14 protein-coding genes are annotated in these 15983 nt (G+C 48.6%); 3 read left to right on the plus strand and 11 right to left on the minus strand.

Annotated features, from left to right (window positions below; all coding sequences use genetic code 11):
- Window positions 1–9 precede the first annotated feature (9 nt).
- Genes RQP50_RS13190 through RQP50_RS13215 form a run of 6 tightly spaced genes read right to left on the minus strand, consistent with a single transcriptional unit; the run spans window position 10 to window position 6552 of the window.
- Window positions 10–1443 (minus strand): NAD-dependent malic enzyme, encoded by a 1434-nt coding sequence (locus RQP50_RS13190; RefSeq protein WP_021256967.1) that lies wholly within the window; start codon window positions 1441–1443, stop codon window positions 10–12.
- A 38-nt stretch (window positions 1444–1481) separates the two neighbouring features.
- Window positions 1482–2618 carry a M20 family metallopeptidase gene (locus tag RQP50_RS13195; RefSeq protein ID WP_315745711.1) on the minus strand — a complete coding sequence of 379 codons (1137 nt, stop codon included), beginning with the start codon at window positions 2616–2618 and terminating at the stop codon, window positions 1482–1484.
- Between the two features lie 16 nt (window positions 2619–2634).
- On the minus strand, window positions 2635–3453 hold the full coding sequence (locus RQP50_RS13200) for an ABC transporter permease (protein WP_072730393.1): 819 nt from the start codon (window positions 3451–3453) through the stop codon (window positions 2635–2637).
- Entirely contained in the window at window positions 3450–4313 is an 864-nt protein-coding gene (locus RQP50_RS13205; protein ID WP_065291972.1) for an ABC transporter permease, read from the minus strand. Before RQP50_RS13205 ends, RQP50_RS13200 begins: the two co-directional genes overlap by 4 nt.
- 3 nt (window positions 4314–4316) lie before the next feature.
- Window positions 4317–5426 (minus strand): ABC transporter ATP-binding protein, encoded by a 1110-nt coding sequence (locus RQP50_RS13210; protein ID WP_315745712.1) that lies wholly within the window; start codon window positions 5424–5426, stop codon window positions 4317–4319.
- A 31-nt stretch (window positions 5427–5457) separates the two neighbouring features.
- Window positions 5458–6552: an ABC transporter substrate-binding protein gene (locus RQP50_RS13215; RefSeq protein WP_315745713.1), complete on the minus strand. Its 1095-nt coding sequence runs from the start codon at window positions 6550–6552 to the stop codon at window positions 5458–5460.
- A gap of 237 nt (window positions 6553–6789) precedes the next feature.
- On the opposite strand from RQP50_RS13215, the gene RQP50_RS13220 reads away from it, so the two are divergent.
- A complete protein-coding gene (locus RQP50_RS13220) occupies window positions 6790–7542 on the plus strand; it encodes an IclR family transcriptional regulator (protein WP_315745714.1) in 753 nt (250 codons plus the stop codon).
- 136 nt (window positions 7543–7678) lie between these two features.
- Here the strand turns inward: RQP50_RS13220 and RQP50_RS13225 are convergent, their stop codons facing one another.
- From RQP50_RS13225 to RQP50_RS13245, 5 genes are all read right to left on the minus strand, one after another.
- The gene (locus tag RQP50_RS13225; protein ID WP_315745715.1) at window positions 7679–9211 is read right to left on the minus strand and encodes a copper amine oxidase N-terminal domain-containing protein; all 1533 of its coding nucleotides are present in this window, start codon (window positions 9209–9211) and stop codon (window positions 7679–7681) included.
- Between the two features lie 412 nt (window positions 9212–9623).
- Entirely contained in the window at window positions 9624–10496 is an 873-nt protein-coding gene (locus tag RQP50_RS13230; RefSeq protein ID WP_315745716.1) for a hypothetical protein, read from the minus strand.
- A gap of 281 nt (window positions 10497–10777) precedes the next feature.
- Complete coding sequence (locus RQP50_RS13235; protein ID WP_072730387.1) at window positions 10778–12388, minus strand: UDP-glucose--hexose-1-phosphate uridylyltransferase; 1611 nt, start codon at window positions 12386–12388, stop codon at window positions 10778–10780.
- A 13-nt stretch (window positions 12389–12401) separates the two neighbouring features.
- Window positions 12402–13388 (minus strand): UDP-glucose 4-epimerase GalE, encoded by a 987-nt coding sequence (gene galE, locus RQP50_RS13240; protein ID WP_072730386.1) that lies wholly within the window; start codon window positions 13386–13388, stop codon window positions 12402–12404.
- A 4-nt stretch (window positions 13389–13392) separates the two neighbouring features.
- Window positions 13393–14598 (minus strand): galactokinase, encoded by a 1206-nt coding sequence (locus RQP50_RS13245; protein WP_072730385.1) that lies wholly within the window; start codon window positions 14596–14598, stop codon window positions 13393–13395.
- Window positions 14599–14766: 168 nt separating this feature from the next.
- On the opposite strand from RQP50_RS13245, the gene RQP50_RS13250 reads away from it, so the two are divergent.
- Both RQP50_RS13250 and RQP50_RS13255 read left to right on the plus strand, forming a co-directional pair.
- Window positions 14767–15720: an AraC family transcriptional regulator gene (locus RQP50_RS13250; RefSeq protein ID WP_315745717.1), complete on the plus strand. Its 954-nt coding sequence runs from the start codon at window positions 14767–14769 to the stop codon at window positions 15718–15720.
- 35 nt (window positions 15721–15755) lie between these two features.
- Complete coding sequence (locus tag RQP50_RS13255; protein ID WP_072730383.1) at window positions 15756–15968, plus strand: hypothetical protein; 213 nt, start codon at window positions 15756–15758, stop codon at window positions 15966–15968.
- Window positions 15969–15983: the final 15 nt, after the last annotated feature.

Genomic DNA, 15983 nt, shown 5'->3' on the forward strand with positions numbered 1-15983 from the left:
ACGTGTAGATTATACCCCTTTGTTCACGTCTCTGTAATCACGTCTGCGTGCCACGCCATCCGCATAGGCCGCATCTACGACCGCATCACGAACCTTCGGCACAACTTGTGCATTAAAGACGCTCGGAATGATATAGAGTTCATTCAGCTCATCGGCAGGTACAACTTCAGCAATTGCATGTGCCGCTGCCAGCTTCATACGTTCTGTCACCTTGGACGCACGGCAATCCAGCACGCCGCGGAACAGCCCTGGGAAACAGAGAACATTATTGATTTGGTTCGGGTAATCCGAACGACCTGTTGCAATAATGCGAGCAATATCTTCGATTTCGTCCGGATCGATTTCTGGAGTCGGATTGGCCATAGCAAATACGATTGGGTCGGAAGCCATTGTCATGACATCCTCTCTCTTCAATACACCTGGCCCGGATACGCCGATAAATACATCCGCACCTCGGATAACATCACTCAGAGAACCGCTCTCTAAGTTCGGATTTGTCTTCGATGCGTACCGATTCCATGCTTCATTTTCATACACGGTATCGCGTACTAGCGCACCCTGACGATCGACACCAATGATATTCACAACTCCTGCTGTGAGCAGCATCTCCGTGCATGCCATTCCGGCTGCACCTACGCCGCACAGCACAATCTTGCAATCCTCGATCGACTTGCCAACGATGCGCAACGCATTGAGAATTCCCGCCAGCATGACTACAGATGTACCATGCTGATCATCGTGGAAAATAGGAATATCCAATTTCTCGCTTAATCTCTGCTCAATTTCAAAGCAGCGCGGTGCCGATATGTCTTCCAAGTTAATGCCGCCAAATGCCGGCGCAATCGCTTCAATCGTTCGTATGATTTCTTCCGTGTCCTGCGTATCCAGACAGATCGGGAAAGCATCTACATTGGCAAACTGCTTGAACAGCATTGCCTTCCCTTCCATAACTGGCATTGCTGCTAGTGCTCCAATATTGCCAAGCCCCAGCACTGCCGTTCCATCCGAGATGACGGCAACCGTATCCCGCTTAATCGTCAGCGTATAGGCGCGGTTAGGATCTTCGTGGATGGCCATACATACACGGGCAACACCTGGCGTATACACGCGTGACAGATCGTCACGGTTACGAATCGGTACTTTCGGGGTCATTTCAATCTTACCGCCGAGGTGCATCAGGAATGTCTGATCCGAGACGTTCACGATCGTAACACCCTTCAGCTGCTTCAACCGCTGTACGATGCGATCACCAACACTGCCATCATACACATTGACCGTAACGTCTCGTACTGTAAATGCCGGTGTGCCGCGAATGACGTCTATCGCAACAATATCCCCGCCGCTCTCGCCGATTGCTGCTGCAATCTGAGCAAATGTACATACATGTTTGTCAATTTCCATTCGAATAATAATATTCGTGCTTGAACCTAGTGACTTGGCCATGGCTTGCACTCTCCCCTGAATCAACTGCTTCCTTAACGTTACAGACGTTCCAGTATACTAGCCAACAATGCAGTTCGACGCGGCAACTCATGCAGCCAAATAAATTCCGACGGTGAATGTGCGCCATCTCCGCGCACACCTAATCCATCGAGCGTTGGTGCTCCACATGCCGCTATGAAATTCCCGTCGCTTACACCGCCCGTGCTTGTCTCCTCCAACTCCAAGTTCAATTGTTCTTTCGCTGCTTCTCTAGCTATCTGATACAGCTTCGCAATCGAATCTGTCCGCTCCATAGGGGGACGATTCATGTCTCCAGTCAATCGGAGACGAACATCGGGATGAATTGAAGCAAGTCCATGAATCCTCTCTACAAATCGATTGAAATCTTCCATCGTCCGGACGCGCACATCAATGTCTGCTTCGGCATAATCGGCTACCACATTGGCTCCAATCCCACCGCTTATTTTACCAACGTTCACATGTATGCCGCGTTCTGGGTCCGACATGCGGTGAAGTTGAATAATTTGATGTGCTAACTCTTCGACCGCAGATACGCCCGATTCGGGATTGACACCCGCATGTGCTGCTTGACCCTCAACAGATAGATAGAATCGACCACTACCCTTGCGAGCTGTCTTCAATGCTCCAGTAGGCTCCATCGGCGGCTCTAGCACGAAGGCCGCCTCGCATTCTCTCGCATAGAATTCAATCCATTGTCGCGAAGTTGGACTTCCAATTTCTTCATCACTATTAATTAATAACACAATTGATAGCTGTTCGGGAAGTCTGTTTGTAAATTGTAGAATTTTTATCGCAAATAATGCTTGGATCAAGCTCGCCTTCATATCATATACACCAGGCCCGTAAGCTCGTTTGCTGTCTACGCGGAATGGCCTTCTCTTCGTCTCTCCCGCAGGCCATACGGTATCCGCATGGCCCACGAGCAATATGTTCCTCGAACCGCTGCCTACGCGAACGACGAGTCTATCTCCATATCTATCATTCGGAACTCGTTCTACTACTGCTCCAAGTTCCTTCTTGAAGCAATCCTCATACCAATCTATCATCCGGTCGGTTAACTCTTTATTCGTTGATGGGGAATCCATATTCACACTCTGCTCCAGCAGGGCAAGCATTTCGGGCAGCCACCGTTCCAATTGCTCTATGAATTTCATATCTACTTTACCTGCCTTAATGGGATTGCGAATTGGAGCCGAACAATCGATCCAATCCGTATACCCGTTCTAAGATGAAGATAAATACGAGACTTAGCAATATCATGATGGAAGAAATAGACGCGACAAGCGGTGTTAACGATTCCTGCATATAATTGAAGATAGCCATCGGAAGTGTTGTCGTTGATGGAGATATTAAGAATAAGGATACCGTGACATTATCGAATGACGTCAGAAACGCAAACACCATTCCTGAGAAAATAGCAGGCCGGATAACCGGCAGGGTAATGTCCCAAAACGTGCGAATCGGATTTGCACCTAAAATAGCCGCAGCCCGCTCCAATGTATAATCGAAGGAACTGAGCCCGGTCAGCACAAGTCGTACGACGTATGGAACCGAGATCAAGATATGAGAGAGCAGCAACCCCGTAAAGGTACCGGCAAGTCCGATTCTCGTAAAAAATAGAAGTGCAGATATCCCTATAATCAAGGAAGGTACTGTCAATGGGGACAAGAGCAGCGCGTTGATCGCTCCACTCCCCTTGGGCTTATATTTGTGCAGTGCGAATGCAGCCAGCGTACCAATGATTGTTGCGATTACGGCTGTAATGGATGCCAGCTTCACACTTACCCAAAAAGACTCAATGAACTCTGGACGGTCAAAAATTTTCACATACCACTGCAGCGAAAAGCCCTCTGGTGGAAAGCGAAGTACCCCCGTCGAAGTAAATGAAGTGGGCACGATAATAAGGAGCGGCGATATGACCATTAGAACGACGAGAAACGTAATGATGCCAAGCGGCGAAATTCGAATTCGTCTCGATTCGTTCATCATGACGAGAACACCTCCTTATATCGTTTCGTCTCAACCAATCGTGTAAATAGAGCCACGAGGCCAAGCGTCGAGCCAAGAAGCAAAAAGGCAAGCGCTGCGCCAAGCGACCAATCATAGGCAGCCATCATCTTCTCGTAGGCGATAACCGGCATTACCTTCACAGATGTCCCCCCCATAAGTGCAGGCGTGACAAAGGCACTCATCGCCAAGCTGAACACAAGCGTCGTGCCGGCAAATATGCCAGGCATGCTTAGCGGCAGCGTCACACTGAAGAACATCCGCGAACGGGAAGCACCTAGTATCCCTGCGGCCTTATACAGGGAAGCATCTACTGCATATAGGCTCGTTGCAATCGCAAGTACCATATAGACAATTAATGAATCTGCAAGACCGATAACGACGCCAAGTTCGTTGTACAACAGACGCAGCGGTTTCTCAATTACTCCTAGCGAGATAAGGGTGTTATTAATGAAGCCATTGTCGCCTAAAATGACCACCCAGCCGAAATTCCGGATGACGACGCTAATAAGATGAGGAGAAATAATGAGAAACGTAATGAATCCCCGCATTTTGGGCGTTGCCTGCGCCATATACATGGCTACGGGATAGCCAAGTAGCAGGCACACGATAACTGTGTACAGACTAAGCTTGATTGTCCGCCACAGCACCTCTACATAGTATGGATCTTGAAAAAATAATACATATTGCTCCAGTGTAAATGCACCGGTTCCTCCATCTTCACGAATGCTAATTACGAACATGTACAGCATCGGCAGTACAAATACACCCAGTATCACGATCAGGCTGGGAACAAGCAGCAGTAGAGCTGCCCAAGACTTACTTCCTGCGGGCTTCGCCATATGCTAGCCCTCCTTCCGCGGGAAGACGATGACATCTTGCTCATCCCATGTAAGCTTCACCAGCTGTTCGTCTGACACATGCTGATGACGACGCTGGGAATGAGTTCGCACACTGATCAAACCATCGGCTGTTCGTACAACCATCTCTCCATACGAACCAAGGAAGGACACCAGCGAAACAGCTCCATGCGAGCAATTGGATTCATTCGAGGAACCTCCAGCTTCCGATCGTGCCGCTTCCATTCGAATATGTTCAGGCCGGACATAAGCGAGCACCTGCTCTCCTTCCTTGAACGAGTATCCATTCCGTTCAGCCTTTAGCCTTATTCCTCCTGCTGTACGCAGCTCCCCCCAATGATCGTTTACAGCAACGACAGTAGCTTCGAAGCGATTGGATTTGCCAATAAACTCATGCACGAACGCTGAGGCCGGCTCATGATAGATTTGCTCAGGAGTCCCAATCTGCTCTACAGCTCCGTGATCGAGCACGACAATTCGATCAGAGAGATACATTGCTTCTTCTTGATCATGTGTGACAAATATCGTCGTTACGCCGATTTCCTGCTGCAGACGCTTCATTTCCTCCCTTAATTCCTCTCTTAGCTTCGCATCGAGATTACTAAGCGGTTCATCCAGCAGCAGCAGTGACGGCTCCGTCACAAGTGCCCGTGCGATAGCGATCCGCTGCCGCTGTCCTCCTGACAATTGCTTCGGATATCGATCAATGACATGCGGAAGCTTCACGAGATCAAGCACCTTCTTTACGCGATCCGCCATCTCCGATTTCGATGTCTTTCTCAGCTTCAAGCCGTATGCAACATTTTCCCCCACTGTCATATGCGGAAATAACGAGTACGTCTGAAATACCATGCCGAGGTCTCGTTTATTCGCTGGGACACCATGCATGGGTTTGCCTTTAATTCGCAGTTCTCCTCCATCCGGTTCTAAGAAGCCGGCGATCATATTTAATGTCGTCGTCTTCCCACAACCCGAGGGCCCGAGGAAAGTAACGCACTCTCCCCGTTCCACTCCCAAGTTGAAATTGTCAACGACGACCGTTCCACCGAAGCGCTTATGAACGCCCTGCAATTCTACGTCGTACGTGATCGTCATGAGCATATCCTCCATCCTAATTATCTATAAGTTATTTACCTACGAGAGGTGCTACTTCCTTATTGAACTGATCGAGCCATTGCTTCGTATTGTCACTAATGACACCATAGTCAAATTTCACAATTTTACTTTTATCAAAATCAAGCAGCTTCGCCGTATCCTCAGGCAGCTTTACATCAACAGCCGTGTTGTAATACAACTTCGTCGCGTACAGCGTCTGTACTTCGTCCGTCAGCAGGAAATCGATGAATGCTTTGGCCGCATTAGGATGCTTCGCACCCTTGATTAAGGAAGCAACATTCGGCACGATGTTGGCGCCTTCTTTCGGAATGACGAACTGCAAGTCCACGCCTTGATCCTTCTGTACGATACTTCTTGCCATCGTCCAAGCTGTATAGGCTGCCGTGTTATTTTGCAAATTCTGCTGCAGCTGAGCCGCAGTCTTCGCGAATGTCGGCATATAACCTGCGATTGTCTTCAGTTTATCGAAGCCTCCAGCCATGTCCTTCTCAGAACCGCCATTGGCATAAGCAAGCATAATAGTTGCTGAACGGCCGAAGTTGCTCGACATTTCAGTCAGCGTAATATTTCCCTTCATTGCAGGAAGAGCAAGATCATTCCAAGACTCCGGTACAGGCAGTCCCTTCTCCTTCACCAGCTTGACATTGTATGAGATGCCCATTGGGGTATAGTTGACCGTTACGCCGCTGTTTTCATTGATCTTCAGTTGTTCGTCAACTTTGGACATGTTCGGAATCTGTGCAGGATCGAGTGCTTCCCATAGTCCCTTCTCGCGGCCTGCCTCCTGCTCGCCACCTTCAATGACGGCTACATCAATTTGCGGAGATCCCTGCTGCGCCGTGACCTTGGCCACAATATCTGTCGATACGCCCGATACATAGGACAGCTTTACGTCTGGGTATTTTTCATTGAACTTTTTGAAAATTTCGTCCTTCATCAAGGTCTCCACCGTAGCTCCATTCCCTGCGATAACCAATTCACCTTCCACAGACGAACCATTGGAACCGCTTCCATCTTTGCTGGAATTTGAAGATCCGCAAGCAGCCAACAAAGAGCCGATCAAGGTTAAAGTTAATATCAATGATGCCCAGCGACGTGCTTTCATTGTATTCCTCCCCCAAATTTGTTCACTATTCGTGAACAGTGTTTATAATTGGTGAATCTTGGTTTGATTTTAGCATAGGGGCATGGTATGTTCAATATAGAACCATGAAATTTGTCACATTTTAACACAATTTGTATCCAACACTCGCACAATTACTTGAACAACGCCATATTTCCATTTGTCAGCATCATGCCACCAATTGAAAATATCGGCTAGTACGATCATAGGAGAGAGAATATGGAGCACTATCTGTCATCCGTTCAAAAATGTTGTACACTGCTGAAGCTGTTTCTTCACGGATCGAAGGAATGGGGAGTCACGGATTTAAGCCGCGAATTGCAGTGGTCTAAGGGGGCTGTCCATAAAATGCTGACCACCTTGGAGAGCGAAGGACTGATCAAGCAGCATCCACGGACGAAGCTGTATTCATTAGGGTATACACTGCTGGAATTGGGAAATAAGGTAAAAAACGATGATGATATGGTCAGCTTTGCAAGACCTTACTTGCAGCAGCTCGCAGACTTGACTAAGGAGTCGGTATGCTTATGTATTCGCGATCAGCAGGATGCGATCTATGTCGACAAGCTCGACTCCCCATTGCCAATCCGCTTCATCATTGATGCCTATCGGCGGTTTCCGCTCTATGCGACAAGTGCCTCGCGCGTTATTCTGGCCTATAGTCCAGAGTCGCTGCAGCAGGCCTTGCTTGAAGAACCAATGACTGCCTTCACGAACTACTCCATCACGGAGCGCGAGCAAATGAGCGAGCGTCTTGCAAATATCCGTGAACGGGGCTATGAGATGAGCTCGAACATGCGCAATATTGGCGTAACCGGCATTGCTGCACCGATCTTCCATGGTGATGGCTCTGTACATGCATCTATTAGCTTAATCGGCCCGAGTGATCGAATGGAGCCTCATGTCGATCGCTGGATCAGCATGCTGCTGCAGGTGACCCAAGAGATGTCGCGCCTGCACGGCTTTAGTTAGACGCATATCCTTGCAAGCAATGCATCGCCCTCATCATACATAAGGGAAGCTGGATTGAAGAGGAACCTTCCCCTCAACCCGCTTCCCTTATTGTTGTTCTTGCTATTAGATGAGCACGATTAGCATACCGTAACCGTTACTCACGGTTCAGTTCGAGCCACTGCGACCCGTCATGTTTATTGATCGTAAACGTGAAGCCTAGCATTTGCGACAGTGAGCGGAGCGGAACATATAATTGCCCATCCTTCACTTCTGGTGCTAGCGGCATGACAAGCGTCTGCCCACCAACCTTCGCCTGCTTGCTATTCATCGTTAGTTCCGCTACTGCTCCCGTAATATCATCAGTTATGGTCAGCTTCGTCTTGCCTTCCCATTTCAGCTTCGCATCGAATTCCTCCGTAATAAAGCGCAGCGGAACCATCATCGTTCCACTCTTCGTATACGGCAGCGCCATATCATCATAGAACCAGTCGTCATAGTTCGTCGTTGAGACTGGGATTGTCGTCCACTTCTTCGTTACTCCCACTTGCTTCAGCCATTTGTGCGCTACAGATGAAGGGTCGAAGTGTCTGAGCCACTTGCCAGGCGTCATCTCTGGATCTGTTAGGGATACGGAAGAGGAGAAATCCACGTCATCCACCTTCACATTACCATTTAGGTTGCTGTATTCGGTTGATTGGTTAATGGTAACCTTCTTGAACGGAGCGCCAGCAGAAGCCGGAACAGCGATCGCGAGCGATGCATTCAGCTTGCGAATATTCGATTCCTGATCTGCATACAGATCCAAGACGAGCTTCGTATCTGGCCCGAGCAGAACGGCCGCGTCCGGATTGCTCTTCACCCAAGCCTCATAACCTTGATCGAGCTGTGAAATGATGGATGGCAGCTGTTCCTTGAACATTTTGTACGCCGATAATCCAAATGCCTCGCCATCCTTCAGCATATCTGGAACCTCTCCCTCCATCTCAGGAGCTGCTTGCGATAGCGCAGCCGTTAGCATCGGTACGTACCACTTGCCCATTTCCAGAAACCAAGCCTTCATGCCCTCTTCGTCCTTCAGAGCAGATTGAAGCAGTTGCTTCACCCATGGCACCAGTTCATTGCCTCCGAATTCAATATGGAGCTGCGATAATGGCAGCGATTGTCCCATTATTTGCTCTGTGACTTGCTTTACAGATGCATTTTGAGGATTCGGTGCATGCTTGCCAAATAGCGTTATCGTAGATTCAGTAAAAGCCTTCAATTGCTTTGAAGCAGGTTGAACCGTAGATAAAAGTTGAGTATTCATATCATTGCTCATTACAATAGGGGATTTAGCTCCCTCCAGCTTAAGCGCCATGCGATTGTCTTTCCAGCCAATCGTGAACGGAACCTCGTCGCTTGCCACCTTCAGCTTGCCACTCATCGAAAAACGCTGGGCATCCTGCGCCTTCACTTGAATTGTCAATTGCGCATCGTTGAATGCTTTTATCATTGCAGTATCATCATCTTGCAGCTTGCCAGATGCCGGCTCAAAATGAATGCTCATCGTCTGCTGTGCTTCATACGAGTTGATGTCCAGCTGCTTCTTCATGACCTTCGTCACATCAAGTCCGCCAATTGATTGACAGCCTGTTAGCAGCACAAGCACTGCCGCCATGCACATTGCTAACCACTTGCATGTTTTCATGTCCCGTTTCCCCTCTTTCCATTTCATATCGAATACCTGCCTTTACAATTCCGATCTGATACGTAAGCTGTATGTATCTCATGACCATTATGAAGGACATCGGAATACCGTGTAAAGAAATAATTCCAACAATATATCGGAGATCCCCTGTTGGCTGCAGTTACTCCTGCAATTACTCTAGTGGTTGTTCTTGTAGTTGTTCTTGTAGTTCATCTGCATCTATATCAGCAGTCCTCCAACCGTCTCACTGTCTGAATAGCAAAAGCGCTGCCAGCTATATTCCAAGAATACAGCGAACAGCGCCAATTGTAGCAATGCCTATTCAATCATTCATATGGAAGTACTAGACATCTAATTAGCTACTCGTTCATTGTGGAAAATCACTGAACTCCGCTTCATTCCACATTGCAAATTACAGAACCTTGATTGGAGCCAAGCTCCACACTTCCTGATGGGTTGCTACAGCTTCTGGTTCCAAGGTAACAAGCGGCCCGAGTGACTCTAGTTCCAATATATGCTCGTTCGTATACAATTCAAAGGAGCAGCCCCCGTCCGGATAACTCGCACCAGAAATCGGTTCATAGCGCTTCTCAAAAACGATTCCATTTCTTGTATAAGACGCCTTGCCCTCCTCTTGAAGCATACCGAACTTGAACGCTTGCTTCTGGTGAGCAACTTGCTTCACTTCGATGTGTCGTTCTCCCCATGTCACCCGTTCATCATTCATAGCAGCATATGGCCACAGCGAAATGGAGCGGTTCGGGAGCAGGCCGGTATCTCTTGTAATCTGCGGAACAACAGCTGTACCACCCGGTGCCATAACCGTGATCGCCCACGGTGCCAGCTGAATCGGCCATGCTCCCTTATTGGCAATACGGTGGATGACAACGACGTCGTCTTGCTGAAAAATCAGCTCGATCTCCTTGGCGCATTGCGTCCATGGTTCTACCGGAGCAATCAATCTCACGCCTGACGCTGTTCGTACGTATTCAATAGGCCGATCATCCGGCGTGTACGTCCGTGGATAAGCTTCTGGACTTGCCCATAACCGATGCCCGCCGCGAAGCAGCCAACCGTCGCTGCCTAAGGCATGGAACGCTTCTCCCTCCTGGCGGATTGCCCCTTCACGATCCTCGAACAGCATATTTTCTTGACCGCATAAGCTGAAATGCATAATTCGGATGCCAAATGTTAGCGGCACAATTACCTCATAGGTTCCATTCTCTAGGTGCAAACTCTCGCCCCAGCGTTCATGCTGAATGGTATTCATCTGTAAAGCAGCCACTGCCGCTCCCCCTTCCGTCCTCATTCCCTTTTGATCTTCTCTCTATACTGCTTTAATGGCACTATTACTTACTCTACTATCTATACGATTCAATCGTTTATACTAACACTCAATAACACTCAGCAACACTCGTTAATCCTTATGTTTCACTATCACTTACATCTCAGTATTAACAGAATTCAGTATCTCTTATATCGCAGTATTAATAGAATTCAGCATCACTTATATTTAAGTATCAATAGGATTCAATTGTTAATATTACGATGTCTTCCAAAATCCGCTCATGGCTTTACTTGCTCATACCCACATGCCATGGCGAAGCGGCAGAAGGCCTCGCGTCCCAACTCATCATGCTTGAATACGCCCGCTTGACCCAGTATGGTCACAAACTTATTGCCGATCTCATGCAAAATGACCTGTCTAGCCTTATCAACTGCCATAATCCCGTATTGATCCAGTAATTGATCCACCCAAACACGATGAGGATATAGGCTATCGGTTTCTTTCAGTTGATCCCTTGCCTCCATCCATTGTCCTTGTTCGGACAACAAAGTCGTAATCCGCTCAATATCTTGCTTCAGACGCCCTGGGAGAATCGCAAGCCCCATCACTTCAATTAAGCCGATATTTTCTCTCTTAATATGGTGATGCTCTCGGTGTGGATGGAATATGCCCTCAGGGTGAACCTCATCTGTGCGATTGTTGCGAAGCACCAAGTCCATCTCGAATAACGAACCCCGGCGCCTTACAATTGGCGTAATCGTATTGTGACGAATCGATTCCCCGTCACGAGTCGTACTCGCTGCAATCCCTACGCTGTCATCACTGTACAGCTTCCACTGCTCATAGATTTCATCCGCACATTGAAGCAGGACATCCGGCTGCTCACCTTGCAGGCGCAGCACTGACATCGGCCAGCGAACAATCCCTGCGGTTACGCCAGGGTATGCCGAATGCGTGAACCGAGTCTCGATCGGCGCTCGTTCAATTGGGAACGTATGTCTGCCCGCTTGGAAATGATCATGACTGAGGATCGATCCGCCTACAATGGGCAGGTCAGCATTAGAACCAATAAAATAATGCGGGAATTGCTCCGTAAAGTGCAGCAAACGTGCAAACGTATTACGCGTTAGCTTCATCGGAATATGCTCACTGTTGAAAATAATGCTGTGCTCGTTATAATACACATACGGCGAGTATTGGAAATACCAGGATTCTCCGTTCAACTCCACTGGGAGAATGCGCAAATTTTGCCGGGCAGGATGATCCAGTCTTCCTGCATACCCTACATTATCCGCGCAGAGCAGACATTCGGGATAGTGAGATGCGGACAACTGCGCAGCAAGCGCAATTTCCTGCGGACTCTTCTCCGGCTTCGACAAGTTGATCGTCATTTCCATTTCACCGAACTCACTCATATGGAGCCAGTATTCATTGTTGCGGACACGATCAGTCCGAATATAATTGCACTTTTGATTGAGACGATAGAAATCATCGGTTGCCCGCTCCATTCCATCCGTCATCCGTATCCGTTGGAAACGGTCCTGCATCTCAGAAGGACGCGCCATGAGCAGCCCCATAATCCGCGCATCAAGTAGATCGCGCTGCGTCATAGTGTTATCTGGAAGAATGCCGCTCTTATAGGCATAATCCAGCAGCTCATCGAGTATAGGATGCGGTTCATCCGGAATTGCTTCCCATTGCTCATCTCGGAAACTTGAACAAGGCTCTGGCAATTGGAATAAAGCTAGTAGCTGATTGCGAACATAGGGCATATCAAGCCGATTCATCAGATCATGATGTACTGCATATCGAATCAAGGTCTCAATCGCGAAGCTTGCCCGCTGGGCAGATGCTCGCGACAGAGCTAATCCTTCCACACCTTGTGTCATCTCGCATTCCTCCTCAGCTATCGTATCCGTGTGGACGTGCTTGATGCCATTTCCAAGCACTCTCGATCAACACATTCAGATCATCCCGCTTCGGATTCCAGCCCAGAACAGACTTCGCTTTGTTAGCGGATGCGATAAGCACAGCAGGGTCTCCGGCTCGGCGCTCTTCCACCACAGTTGGTACACTTCTTCCCGTAACCCGTTCTGCAGTCTGGATCACTTCCAGAACCGAAAACCCGTTGCCGCTGCCCAGATTGAACACATCGCTCTGACCGCCGCCGCGCAAGTATTCAACTGCCAGCACATGGGCATCAGCCAAGTCGCTGACATGGATATAATCACGAATGCATGTGCCGTCAGCTGTAGGATAGTCGTTGCCGAACACCTTCATTTCCTTCCGCTGGCCAAGTGCTGTCTGCAATACAAGTGGAATGAGGTGCGTCTCAGGTCTATGATCTTCGCCGATCTTGCCATTCTCATGAGCGCCAGCCGCATTGAAGTAACGCAGCGAAACGTAGCGAATATCATGTGCTTGATCGAACCAGCGCATCATCCGCTCCATCGTCAGCTTCGTCTCCCCGTATACATTCGTCGGGTTCGTCGCTTCTGTCTCTTCGATCGGTGTGCGCTCCGGCTCCCCATAAGTTGCTGCAGTTGATGAGAATACAATCCGGGACACTTGATGCTTGCGCATCGCTTCAAGCAGAACAAGCGTGCCGTGGACATTGTTATCGTAATATTTCGCAGGATTGCTCATGCTCTCTCCTACAAGTGAGTAGGCAGCAAAATGAATGACTGCATCAATAGAATGTTGCGCAAATACAGAATCGAGAAATGCACTATCGCGAATATCACCAATATGAAGCGTACCGCCAAGAACCGCATCTTTATGTCCAGTCTCTAACGAATCTACAATCACGACCTCTTCACCGCGTGCCAACAATTCTGCAACCGTATGCGAACCAATATACCCTGCTCCACCTGTAACTAATACTGCCATGCTATTACCACTCCTCACCAATTGTTGCTGTCTGTATAGAAGGCTTGATCTCTCTTACCCCATCTCCTACGCGACAGATATAAAATTCCGGATGTAATCCGGTCTGCTGTTCATATGCGGAACCTACTTGCGCGACAAATTGTTCAGCATCCCCTTCACGTACGAGCGATACCGTGCAGCCGCCAAATCCTGCTCCCGTCATTCGAGAACCAAGTGTCCCTTCGATATGTCGTGCTTCCTCTACCATAATATCCAACTCGTTGCAGCTGACTTCATACAAATCACGCAAGGAGTCATGCGATGCATTCATCAATTCGCCGAAACGAATCAGGTCATTGTTCTTCAGCGCCTCAACCGACTGCTTCACGCGATCATGCTCTGCAATGACATGCGCCGCACGTGCACGCACGATATCATCTGCAATCGTATCGGCCGCAGCTTCGAATTGCTCCGCGGTAAGCTGCGCCAGCAGCGTCATATGCGGATATGTAGCTTGCAGCGCCCGTACCGCCTCATCACACTGTGCTCTGCGCTCATTATACTTCGAATCGACTAGCCCGCGGCGCTTATTCGTATTGCCGATAATAAGACAGTACCCCTCTGTCTGGAAAGGTACATGCGTATATTCCAACGTATCGCACATTAATAGAATGGCATGATCCAGCTTGCCTTGCGATACTGCGAATTGATCCATGATGCCACAGTTCACGCCGACGAATTGATTCTCTGCTCGCTGGGACAATACAGCGATGTCTGTTCGATCGATGCTGTGCCCTTCCATCGTGAGCAGCGCATAAGCGGTTACCACTTCCAGTGATGCAGAAGAAGACAATCCTGCCCCATTTGGAATATCTCCGTGGAACAGCAGCTCATATCCTCTAGTTAAGCCACGAGCCGATTTCGAGAGCTGATTCATGACTCCGATTGGATAATCCGTCCATTGATCCTGCTTCGCTTCTGCAAGTGCATCCAGTTCAATATCCAGTTGATATTCAAAATTCGTCGATGCCAGTCGTATGCATTGATCCTCACGTTCACGAATTAATAGAGTCGTCCCGAATTCCAATGCGGCAGGGAGCACATATCCTCCATTATAGTCAATATGCTCTCCAATCAAATTCACTCGTCCTGGAGCATGGAAAAAACGAACCGGTGCAGAACTCGTTCCATATCGTTGTTCAAAACCTGCCAGTAGTTTGCTTGCATCCATTACAATGACCTCCCGTTGTTTCACGTGAATACGATACCGTTACATCAATCATACGAATATCCGCTGGATTTCGTAATATATCGATGTGCGCTACATATGGACTTATGTGACTCTACCATCATTTTCATGCTACAATACTATTATTGTACACGCAAGGAGGATCTCGTTATGACTGACTCCCTTAATTATGAAGCGGCAGAGGCAGCAACTGCAACTAGCGATGCAGAGGCTAGTGTCGTCAGCGCTCTAGAGACCTATACGGTTGCATCAAATCCAACCTACGTCGAACAAGAAGGATTACGCGTCCTATTTGCAGGGGAAAGCCAGACCGTCCCCTCTCATAAGGTCGGCCCTAAACTTTACGACTACTATTTGCTTCATCATATTATGGAAGGAAAGGGGAAATTTTCAACGGAAACGAAAACTTACGAGCTTCAGGCGGGAGATGCGTTCCTCATCGCACCCGGACGCCTCGTCAGCTATGAATCCGATGCAGCGCAGCCATGGAAATACTGCTGGATTGCCTTTCAAGGCAGTTCTGCTGATGACCTCGTAGGCCGTGCTGGGTTCTCGGAACAAACCCCCATTATTCGTGCAGACGATCACATGGATGTTCCCTATCAGATGAAGCACATTACTGCAGCATTTCAAGAGCGAAGTGTAGCAGCAGATCTGATTGCACACGGCTATCTCCATCTCATTATGGCGAAATATGCAGGCATACAGCGGCAATTGGATGACACGAATCGACTGCGTCCCGAGTCTGAAATGCAGCAGACCGTACGGCAGGCTATCCAGATGATGTCTACTCAATATGCGCACCCATTATCCATCGAGCATATCGCGGAGAGTTTAGGGTACAGCAGGGCCTATTTTTCTCGCATATTTAAGCGGATAACGGACATGACACCTGTTACCTTCCTGTTGAAGCTGCGAATCGATAAGGGCCGCCAATTGCTTCGAGAACGTCCTGATCTAACGGTTGAGCATATAGCCGCCTCGGTCGGCATCCCTGATGCGCTCTATTTTTCGAGACAATTCCGGCGGTTCTATGGGCAGCCTCCTACAACCTATCGCAATCAAGTTATCCAACCCGACAGCACTTATCAGCGTAAATCTTAGTATGGATGTACACCAAGAATTAGGAGGGAACACCTATGAAAAGACTGAGCATCAAGGAAGAGTGGGAGCAGCAGGCGCGATTAGTGGAGTCCGGTCGCAAGGAAGCTGCATCCAAATCCATTTCGGAGCTTATTCAAGACCTTACGAATACTGGTGGAGTCTACGTACAGGATCACAAGCAGACTAGCGCAGTTGGCGAGCTGTTCCGCCGCGCGGTAGACAAGCTGAATCCATTTCACAAATCCTAATTTAGCTAAATGAAA

Source organism: Paenibacillus suaedae, from assembly GCF_032337355.1.
GTDB classification, from domain to species: domain Bacteria; phylum Bacillota; class Bacilli; order Paenibacillales; family Paenibacillaceae; genus Paenibacillus_B; species Paenibacillus_B suaedae.